Raw genomic sequence first — 9,955 nt, forward strand, 5'->3', positions numbered from 1 at the left:
TTCATTATTATTATTCTTTAACAGCGTCCTACATGACAACAGCTAACGATATCCAAAATCTCTACATCGCTTATTTCAACCGTCCTGCAGACGTTGCAGGTTTGGCTTACTGGCAAACTTCCTCAATGCCTCTTGTGCAGATTGCCCAAAGTTTTTCTCAGCAAGTAGAGTACGCGAGTGCCTTTACCGGTTTTACGACCAAACAAACCGTCAACGCCCTTTATGCAAATCTGTTTAACCATAACGCAGATTCTGCGGGCCTGGCCTACTGGGTCGGCCAGATTGATAGTGGCGCGGTCGGTATTGGTGCCGCGGCGATTGCTATTCTTGGGGGCGCAACAGGTGCCGACCAAACAACAATACAAGCAAAAAATGTTGCTGCGACCGCATTTACAACTTCTATGACGACCACAGCACAGGCAGCATACAACTCATCAAATGGGTCTTTCTCAGCTGCTAAAGCATGGTTGGCAGGTGTTGTGGATGCGTCAACCGGTGCAGCAGCGATTGGAGTTTTAGCCACAACCACGAATAGCTATAAACTTACTGGTGGCGATACCGTCACTTTGGGGACTGGCACGCAGACAGCTAATCTCTACAACACCTCAGGGAGTGACGTCGTCGTCGTTGGCGGACCGAATCAATCGGTTAACCAGGTAGCGATAACTTCGGGTAGTCTTAACGTCACTACCTCGAACGCCAACACTTCGGGTCTTATTGTCAACGGCACGAACGCAATTGGTGGAGCAAGTATCTCTTTGATTGATGCGGGGCATTCTGCTTTGTCTGCAGCGGCATTGAAAGGTGTGAGAACTATAAACCTGTCTTCCAACACAGGTGAAGTACTGACATTGAGCCCTGGTGCCGATTTGATAATCAATCAGGCTGCCGCAGCAGCGACGTTGATTGTTAATACTCCGCAAAACGTGGCGATACATCAGGCATTGGATTCAGATATCACCTTGGGGGGCACAGCAAACTACACCGTTTCGGGTGGTTCAACTGGCGCATTCACAACGAATGGTTTCGGAGAAATTACAGCCAATGGCACAGGCGGTTCTTTAAAGGTAATCGATACGCCTAATAATCGAATTATTACCAGTCATCTTACTATTACAAGTTCACTCCCAACTACAATCGATGCCAACAACCCAGGTGCTGATTTTCATTTTTATACCTTGGCAGGTAATGGTAACTTCACGGTAATGGGTGCAGGACTGCAAACAGTGCAATTAGCCGATGGTGGTTTGAAAGGTGATTTGAATGTTGTTACGACAGGTTCCCATTTAGTTTCATATTTTGAAGAGAGTATTGGCATTGGAGCAGTGACATTTACAGCAGGGGGAACTGGGGGTACGAACATTAAAACAAATGCGAACCACAATACAACCATCAATGCTATCAATGGCGTGGATAATTTTGTAACTGTTACAGGTACTGGCAAGATCACGTACAACGGCGCGTCGGATAACGCAATGATTAGTTTTGATGGGGCATACTTAACGAACATTAACCTAACTGCAAGTGGAAACGGGTCGACCAGTATTTTCTTGAATAGCAATGGGAGTGCGCAGCTTGGAGCAATTACATCCGCTCTAGTTACAATAACGAACTTCAAAGCATCCCCTTTAGACCAAATACATTGGAGAGCTCCTGCGAGTTCTTTGAACAAGATGAATATAGTCTCTTCTGACTTAGCCAGTCTTGCTAACAATATTCAGTCCAGTGCAGGTACATTGACGAGTAACGACAACAAAGCGTTCATTGTGAACGTCGCTTCTGGTACAGCTGCAGGTACTTATCTTTATGAGCACATAAACAATTCAACTGCGGTAACGGGGAATGACTTAATAGTCAAACTGGTTGGCGCGGGTATGCTATTTGCTAGTGATTTAATGTGAGCATAAGCGAGGGTGTAATTAATTTTTCGCTTGAGGGTCATTGTTAGAAATTAGGTCACTTTAGTCAATCTGGCGGCCTCCTTCAAAGAAACCGCCAGATAATATCTGGGTGCCCTGTTCGGGGTTCAGTTAAACCAACTTATTCCGCCTGAGCCGTATTTTATGCAGACAGACGGCGGAAGTTTTGGTTCAATCGAACACCAAACTGAACACTTTTTAATCAGCGCGAACAATAAATGTTGTTCGTCTGATTAAAATTTATCAAGGCTTGCCAAGCGTTACCTTGATAGGGTGTTGCATTCTTTCGGCCGTTTCTTTGACATAGGCTTGCCATTTTTCATCGCTATTGTAAGGGCTGGCTTTGTCCCAGGCAGCGCCTACATAGTAGCGTAATGGTTTGTCGGATGAAACTGTCGCCAGGATGAGGTGGTTCAGGTTGTCTTCGGCATAGCCTTCAGCATTTGGCAATATGATGGCAGTACCGATAGAGCCGTTGCTGGCCTGATCTACCCATTGCGTCAGTGATGGATTCGACTGGTTTTTAGCCAGCTTGATGACAGGATTCTGGCCTTTGTCGGTCGGTGTCTTGTTCAAACCCAATGCGACTTTCAACTGCGCTGGCCCGGCGAACGTGAAGGTGCTTTCTATCTGGTCGAAATAATGACCGGCATCGACGGTGAAGCGCTTGACTTCGGATACCTTGACACCCGCCGCATCCCAGTTGCTGTAGGCCAGCTCAAATACCGTGCGTACCGGGCCATTGGCGATGACTTTCCAGGTGGCGTAGTTGGCGCTGGTGTACAGGGTCTGACCATCCCAGATACCGGTTCCACCGCAGCCGCGTGATCTGCCGACGTTGTACATGTCCAAGCCTTCACCTTCATCCTTGTGGTAATGGTCATGGCCTTTGTTGTACCAGCGATCGACGATGGAATACGGCACGCGCTTGAACCAGATGTCCAGCCCGCTGCTACGTAAGACTTCTTTATTGCTGCCTGGAGGGGCAGGTGCTTCCAGCGCCGGTCCATAGGTACGGTGACCGATTTTGTCATTTTCCCAGGCGAAGTCATCCAGCCTTTCGGGGATATAGCGTCCATACGCTTTGGATTCAAATACCGGCACCAGGGTGTCGATTTTTTCTACGCTGAACACTGCCTGTTTTTCACCGGGGGCAAAGTCATATTGGAAGATCAGTTCGCCATAAGCGATGCCTTCTCCTTTGGGGTCTTTCGACAAGGGGGCGATATTGGTGACCTGATGTGCCAGTACTTTACCCTTGGCATCTTTGACCGCTATCCGCTGTATCAGCGCACCGGGCAAGGCTTTGTTGACTTCTGACCAGGGCAGGGTAATGGTTTCTGACGGGCGCGCTGCATTCAGGTCGTGGCTGACTTGTATCGTCAGTTTGTCGGCAGCGCTGGCCAGGCCTGCAGCAAGCAGGGCAAGTGGAATGGCAAGAAGACGCAGAGTCTGTTTCATAGATAGGGATTCCATGGTGTGTTTATGCAAGATTATGGATGTTCACGATAATCCGTCTTGCTGTTGCCAGCAGGCAGATAGTGGTACGTGCGCACCTTGTGCTGAATTTCAATAGACGGATTTTTCAACAATTTGATCATTTCAGCGCCAGCCAGCAACATCGGGCCGTAACCATGCAGGGCATCCACACTGGTAGGGCGGTTATAGTAATAGACTTGATCGCTGGCGAAGGTCGTGCCTACGCAAGTACCTTCGACCTGGCCTTTGGCATTGATGCGGGTGGATAGTGCATTCCAGCCAGCCTGGGCGATGGAGCCATAGGTGGCCGGGCTGACCCAGCCCTGATTGATGGCGTGGGCAAATACATACACGAATATGGCGCTGGCAGAGGTTTCAAGATAGGAGTCATTGCGGTCCAGCATCTGATGCCACAGGCCCTGGCCAGATTGCAATTCTGCAACGCCATTCAGGGTGGCCCGCAATTGCGCCAGCACCTTGGGATAACCAGGGTGATCTTTAGGCAGCACATCCAGCAGGTCAGACATGGTCAGCACTGCCCAGCCATTGGCACGTGCCCAGTAAAAACGCGGTGCATCGGGGTTGTTGGCATTCCAGCCGTGGGTGTAGATGCCGGCTTGCTTGTTAAACATATAGGCAGACATTTGCAAGACATTTTTGACAGAGTCATCAAAATAGGCGCTGTCTTTGGTCAAGTGCCCAATTTCAGCCAATGGCATAACACCCATGTACATGTCATCAGACCACAAGGAAGCCGCTTGTGGGCGTTTTCTGGCCAGGGTGCCATCATCCAGCCGGTACTGCTGCTTGGAAACGAAATTGCTGCACACCTTGATCATATTGCTGAGGTCTGGCCCGATATGGGCAAAACGCGCCCTGATCAGTGCCGCACACATGGACCCGCTGTCATCCAGCGAGCGTGGGTCGAGGAAGCGGGCAAAGCTGTTCGCGCGTTCCAGGTGGAACTTTTTTTCTTGTGCCTCAAAGTAAGGCATGGTTTTCGAGAAAAACTGCAAATGGCGTTCGGTCATTGCAGTAAATGTCTTGTCGCCAGTGACTTCAGCTGCCTTGATCAAGCCGGCATGCACCACGCCCATTTCATACACCAGGATACCAAAATCGCCCTTGGCAGGCTCAATAATGGCATCGGCAACGGGAGGCTTGCTGAAGTCTGTCACTTCTGCGCCGTTACTTTTTTGTATCACACGGGTAGGCGTGACTGATTCCATATAGGCGCGCACACGATGCAAGGCTTCGGTAATTTCAGCCACATCCGGTTTTTGGTAAGGCACTGGATAAGTCCCTTCACCCACATCTTTTAAATCTTTATTGTCCCTGTTACGGTAGGGGCCTTCAGCATAGGCTGTACCTGACAAGACCAGGGAGGTGATGACAGCATGAATAAGAATGGAATTAATTTTCATATGGATTGAACATGAGTAAGGTTGTTGAGCGATTTTTTTGTTTTTTTATTGGGTTTATGTAGGTGTCTATCCCCTGGAGAATGTACGGGTAACGCGTTCCAGGTGATCGCGCATGGCTTTCAGTGCAGCAGCCGGGTCATGGCAGGCGATGGCATTGGCGATATTTCTATGGTCTGTCAGGGTTTCCTGGCGTAATTCTTCGGTGTGGTAGTGGCTTTTCAATCTGTGCCAGAGGCCGTTACGTTGTGACCATAAATACTCAACAGTACCGAGCAAGGCACTGTCACCGGTGGCGCGTGCTATCGCCATATGAAAATTTCGGTCGGCCTGTTCATTGCTGGAAAGATTATCGTGATTTCTCTCCATTTCAAGTACGGCGTCAAAAATGGCATCGATGGCCTGATCGCTTGCCTTGCGCGCAGCGATGGCGGCGACTTCGGATTCGATCAGTCGCCTTGCCGCCAGCACTTCAAACGGACCAGGTCCGAATTCACGCGTTGGGGGGGCTTGACTGTCCGGGGTTTTGACATACACACCAGAACCGCTACGCACCTCGATCACGCCACTTAGTTCCAGCGCTATCAGTGCTTCGCGCAGGGAAGAGCGGCTGACTTTCAATTTGGGCGCCAAATCACGCTCTGAAGGCAGGCGCTCGCCAGCCGGGATGTTTTCATCCCGGATAAATTCTTCTATCTTGTGCGCCACGATACGATAGAGTCTGGGCTCATGTGTGATGGTGGTGTCTCCATGTACAAGTGTTTTCTTCATTCTTTGATGAGATACCTGGATATTGTATTTTTAATTGGCCAGACCATTCTAAATTGGCCTGTCCAATAATGCAATGTGGACTAGCCAATTATAATTTGATTATGGGATAATTCCTGATCGTAGTGCGGCCAGTGGGGGCATGCCACGCCCGTAAAGAGGTGACAATTGAAGGAGTGGAGCTTGAAATCAATTCTGGTCATGTTTTGTGCCGCTATGCTGCTGATGGCGTGTACGACCACGGGCAAGCCTGCATCTGCCGAGAATGCCTATACGGCTGCATCCACCTATCAAAAGCTGATTGTAACTTATCCTTTTATACACATCGCCAGCCAGGCAGCACCTGCATCTGTCAAGGTGATCAAGGATATTCCCTATGTCAGCTATGGCGACAGAGAGGTGCAACTGGATTTGTTCATGTCGGCCCAGGCATCGTCGAAGGCTCTGCCCGGTATCGTGCTGGTGCATGGCGGTGGCTGGCGTTCCGGCTCCAGGGAAAATCTGGCGGCCATGGCAATCCGTCTGGCCGGGCGCGGCTACGTCGCGGCGGCCATCAGTTACCGCTTGTCGGCAGAGGCACCATACCCCGCCGCGATACATGATGTAAAAGCAGCAATACGCTGGATGCGTTCCCATGCAGCCGACTACCATATCGATCCTGCGCATATGGCCGTTGCCGGCGGTTCGGCAGGCGGGCAAATTGCTGCACTGGTGGGTGTTACCAATGACATGCCACAGTTTGATCCACAGGCACAAGGCAGCCAGATATCCAGTGCCGTGCAGGCGATCATCAATATTGACGGCTTGTCTGACTTTACGTCAGAGCAGGCACGTCGTTATGAAGATGATCCTGCCAAAAAGCCATCATCAGCCGGTGCCTGGTTTGGCGGCACCTATGCCGAGAAAACGGCGTTATGGAAAGAAGCGTCTCCGCTAAGCCATGTTGGCAAGAATACGCCTCCTATCCTGTTCATAGGCAGCGCACAGAAACGTTTCAGCCTTGGGCGAGATGAGATGGTGCAACAGATGACTGCGCTCGGTATTCCGACGCGGGTAGTGCTGATACCGGATACACCGCATAGTTTCTGGTTGTTTGATCCTTGGCTGGGACCGACAGTGGATGCAATGAGCGAGTTTTTGGGGCGGGAATTTGCCTTGTCGCAATGAGATATTCAATTGCACCTATCCCTTACCCTGCCTCTCCCTTGGAGGGAGAGGAGTATGAACGCTGTTTGTGCTTACGTTGTAGGAGCCTGTCCATCCGCGACGATGCCCATGTCCTGCATATTTTGCGGCGTATAGCCGGCATGGAGCAATGCGTGATTGAGTTCCTGGCGCAGGTGGTGCAGGGCGTGTTCGGTTTGTAGCACCGTCAAACCCAGTTCCGTAAGCACCTTGACACGCAGTACTGGTGCACCAGTGGCTGTGTCCCAATGCAGCAGGTTGTGATTTTCATTGGCATCGACGTCAAGGTTGTACAGTTCCCACTGGGTGTTGGTGTGATTTTTCGGCTCCCAGTAACGTACCAGTTTCCAGGGGTTCTCAAAATATGATTGCACGTGGTTGGGCTGCACTACCGGGCCGGGTGCTGTCAGTGGCCGTTTTTCTGTCGGCCGGCCGTCGGGGCCGGTCAGGCGTTCTGTGATATCCACATACCATTGGTATTTATCGGGCAGGTAATTGGTGTCCAGCGGTGCGGTGATGTTGTCGTCGGACACAAACAGCACGCCTTTGCGTTCTGTGTCGTGTACTGTGCCGCGTATGACGGGGGCCAGGTCTTCGCCGGCCAGGGGCTTGACATCATGGCCCTGGATGAATTTGGCCAGGGCCTGTCTATCGTTCTTGTCAAACCCTGCCAGGCCCAGCAAAGTCGGCACCCAGTCGACATGGGTGGTGTGGCATTGCACGGTGCGCATGGTTTTGTCGCCATTTACCAATGGCGAAGAAATGATGGCGGGGATATGTATGCTTTCCTGATAGGCACCATACCATTTTTCTATCTGACCGCCGTGGGCACCGGCCAACTCGCCATGGTCAGAGGTAAAGACGACGATGGTGTTTTGATCGAGACCGGATTCATACAGGCGCTCAAGTATGCTGCTGACTTCGATATTCACCAGGTATTGCAGATACAAATAAAACGCCAGGTAGTTGCGATACCAGTCTTCGGCATTGCTTTGCATCTTGAAGGGATAGGGCGAAGGAATGACGGCATGCTGGCCGCGCAAGGTGGTCAGCGCCAGTTGGAATTTGTAGGAATAATCGTACTGGCAATCTGGTTTGCTGGACAAGTCACCGCGCCAACTGGCAGGCAGTTTGACTTCACCCAGCTTGAAGCCGCCTGGGTTCAGCGGTACACAATAGGTAGCCTTGAATTGATTGGGCGCCTTGCCATAGGTTGGTGGCAGGCTCATTGTGCCCTTTACAGGGGCACCGTAAGGCGCAATGATTTCACCCAATGTGGGTGGTGTGGTTGCTGATTCTACTTCTGGCTGCCAAGGGAAAGGATAAGCACCAATATCATGTGGATTAACGAAGGAAGCCACTGCCAGCCATGGCCGCAACTTGAAGCTGGCATTGGTGGGATTGTTGCTGTTAATGATATTCGCTTCCACGCCCAGGGCTTTGCGACGCAGGAAAGTGTTGACCAGGTCGGTGTAACTCGTGTCGCGATATACACCCAGATTGGGTGTGCCAAAACGCTGGTCAGACGGGATCGAATATTCCCAGTCGCTAAATCCCCAGTTTTCAAGACTGCCGGTAGGCGGGTTGGATAAATCCCAGCGGCCAAAATAGTGTGTCTCATAACCCGCTACGCGGAACCAGTCTCCCATGGTCGGTACACCGTCTTGCGGCAACCAGGGGAAGGCCGGATCGGTATCAACCTTGAACATGCCTTCGGTCTGGGTCACGCCACTATGCGCACTGTATTGCCCGGTCATGATAGTTGCACGACTAGGTACGCAAGCAACGCTGGAACAGCTATGGTTTTGCAGTGACACGCCGTTTTCACGCAACTTGACGAAGCCAGGAAACAGTTCGGCATAAGGATTGCCTTCCAGGTCACCTTCTTCAAAGCGCAAAATCTGGTATAGCGGGTCTAGCGGATCTGCCGGGTAGTGCGGCGGATAACGCATCTGATCGACCATGATGAAGAGGATATTCGGTCTGCTTGGTGGTGTGTCTGTGCTCATGATGACCTTTCGCTGGTTACAGGATTGCGCTATTGATTCCAAGAGCATTTGTCTTTGAAGGGGAGGGCAAATGATGGATTGATGCTGAAGCGCTCATTGCGCTTAAATTATCTTATTGATAATAATAGCTGCGCTTGCTAAAAAAGCAAAGGTTAAATAGCCGCGCGCCAGCATTTTTTGTAGAAGCTGGTAAGAAACGAGAATGTCACCTTGCATAAACCGCGTGTGTGGGCGAGGCAAGAAGAGATAAGCAGGGGAAGCACCCTGGCAATGTAGTCAGGGTGGCGGTGTTGGAGTTTTACTTAAGCTTAACCGCGTGAGAAGGTACGCGTGACCCGGTCAAGATGGGCGCGCATGGCTTGTCGTGCTGCAACTGCATTGTGCGAGGCGATGGCTTCCAGGATATTGCGGTGGTCTATCAAGGTTTGCTGGCGCAATTCTTCGGTCTGGAAATGCTCTTTGAGCTTGTGCCACAAGGTACCACGCTGATTCCACAGGTATTCCACCACGCCTACCAAGGCGCTATTGCCGGTAGCACGCGCAATAGCCAGGTGGAAATTGCGATCAGCCATTTCATTGCTATTGCGATTGTCGTGGTTGTTTTCCATCTCGATGACGGTCCGCAAGATGGCGTCGATTGCCGAATCCGTAGCCATTTTGGCGGCGATCGCTGCAATTTCTGATTCGATCAGACGGCGTGCAGACAAGACTTCAAATGGACCTGGCCCGACCGGCTCTGCGGGGACTTCCTGACTGGTCTGTTCACAGACGTAAACGCCGGAACCGCCCCTGACTTCGACGATGCCACCCAACTCCAGTGCGATCAGGGCTTCTCTCAGGGAGGTGCGGCTGACGCTCAGTTTGTTGGCCAGCTCACGTTCTGGTGGCAGCCGTTCTCCTGCGCCTATGTTTTCTTCACGGATAAGTTCTTGAATCCGGCTTGATACGACCCTGTATAGACGTGGTTCGGTAATAGTCGCTTCTTGAGGAGCAGGATTTTTTTTCATTGAGAGAATTCGATTAATGCAATATAAAGCAGGCGAAACCGCCAACTCCCAATCTTAGTTTGATCTGTCCGTTGTGGCAAGTTAGGATAGGTAAAAATTTTTTCAATAGGTGTTACTGAACATGTCAGATTTGATAGTAATCTGTGAGAAACGGAAATTTGCACCAA

General features: G+C 50.9%; 7 protein-coding genes. 2 read left to right on the forward strand and 5 right to left on the reverse strand.

The window, feature by feature from the left end; translation table 11 throughout:
• Nucleotides 1-32: 32 nt before the first annotated feature.
• On the forward strand, nt 33-1,901 hold the full coding sequence (locus tag ACO0K9_RS02440) for a DUF4214 domain-containing protein (protein WP_422981400.1): 1,869 nt from the start codon (nt 33-35) through the stop codon (nt 1,899-1,901).
• Between the two features lie 261 nt (nt 1,902-2,162).
• On the opposite strand, the gene ACO0K9_RS02445 is transcribed toward ACO0K9_RS02440, so the two are convergent.
• The 3 genes from ACO0K9_RS02445 to ACO0K9_RS02455 form a co-directional block, all read right to left on the reverse strand.
• Nucleotides 2,163-3,380 (reverse strand): DUF4861 family protein, encoded by a 1,218-nt coding sequence (locus ACO0K9_RS02445; RefSeq protein ID WP_422981402.1) that lies wholly within the window; start codon nt 3,378-3,380, stop codon nt 2,163-2,165.
• Nucleotides 3,381-3,412: 32 nt separating this feature from the next.
• On the reverse strand, nt 3,413-4,822 hold the full coding sequence (locus ACO0K9_RS02450; RefSeq protein WP_422981404.1) for a glycoside hydrolase family 88/105 protein: 1,410 nt from the start codon (nt 4,820-4,822) through the stop codon (nt 3,413-3,415).
• A 66-nt stretch (nt 4,823-4,888) separates the two neighbouring features.
• Nucleotides 4,889-5,590 carry a FadR/GntR family transcriptional regulator gene (locus ACO0K9_RS02455; RefSeq protein WP_422981406.1) on the reverse strand — a complete coding sequence of 234 codons (702 nt, stop codon included), beginning with the start codon at nt 5,588-5,590 and terminating at the stop codon, nt 4,889-4,891.
• 180 nt (nt 5,591-5,770) lie between these two features.
• Between ACO0K9_RS02455 and ACO0K9_RS02460 the strand changes: the two genes are divergently transcribed.
• Nucleotides 5,771-6,754 (forward strand): alpha/beta fold hydrolase, encoded by a 984-nt coding sequence (locus ACO0K9_RS02460; protein WP_422981408.1) that lies wholly within the window; start codon nt 5,771-5,773, stop codon nt 6,752-6,754.
• A gap of 71 nt (nt 6,755-6,825) precedes the next feature.
• On the opposite strand, the gene ACO0K9_RS02465 is transcribed toward ACO0K9_RS02460, so the two are convergent.
• Together ACO0K9_RS02465 and ACO0K9_RS02470 are read right to left on the reverse strand one after the other, a co-directional pair.
• Nucleotides 6,826-8,781 (reverse strand): sulfatase-like hydrolase/transferase, encoded by a 1,956-nt coding sequence (locus tag ACO0K9_RS02465; RefSeq protein ID WP_422981410.1) that lies wholly within the window; start codon nt 8,779-8,781, stop codon nt 6,826-6,828.
• Nucleotides 8,782-9,089: 308 nt separating this feature from the next.
• Nucleotides 9,090-9,788, reverse strand: a complete 699-nt coding sequence (locus ACO0K9_RS02470) for a FadR/GntR family transcriptional regulator (protein ID WP_422981412.1) — start codon at nt 9,786-9,788, stop codon at nt 9,090-9,092.
• Nucleotides 9,789-9,955 lie beyond the last annotated feature (167 nt).

The organism is Undibacterium sp. Ji50W, assembly GCF_049340445.1.
Taxonomy (GTDB): Bacteria; Pseudomonadota; Gammaproteobacteria; order Burkholderiales; family Burkholderiaceae_D; genus Undibacterium.

Coding starts and splice junctions, on each gene's coding strand:
- ACO0K9_RS02440 (WP_422981400.1), top strand. CDS start 33: ATGACAACAGCTAACGATATCCAAAATCTCTACATCGCTTATTTCAAC.
- ACO0K9_RS02445 (WP_422981402.1), bottom strand. CDS start 3,380: ATGAAACAGACTCTGCGTCTTCTTGCCATTCCACTTGCCCTGCTTGCT.
- ACO0K9_RS02450 (WP_422981404.1), bottom strand. CDS start 4,822: ATGAAAATTAATTCCATTCTTATTCATGCTGTCATCACCTCCCTGGTC.
- ACO0K9_RS02455 (WP_422981406.1), bottom strand. CDS start 5,590: ATGAAGAAAACACTTGTACATGGAGACACCACCATCACACATGAGCCC.
- ACO0K9_RS02465 (WP_422981410.1), bottom strand. CDS start 8,781: ATGAGCACAGACACACCACCAAGCAGACCGAATATCCTCTTCATCATG.
- ACO0K9_RS02470 (WP_422981412.1), bottom strand. CDS start 9,788: ATGAAAAAAAATCCTGCTCCTCAAGAAGCGACTATTACCGAACCACGT.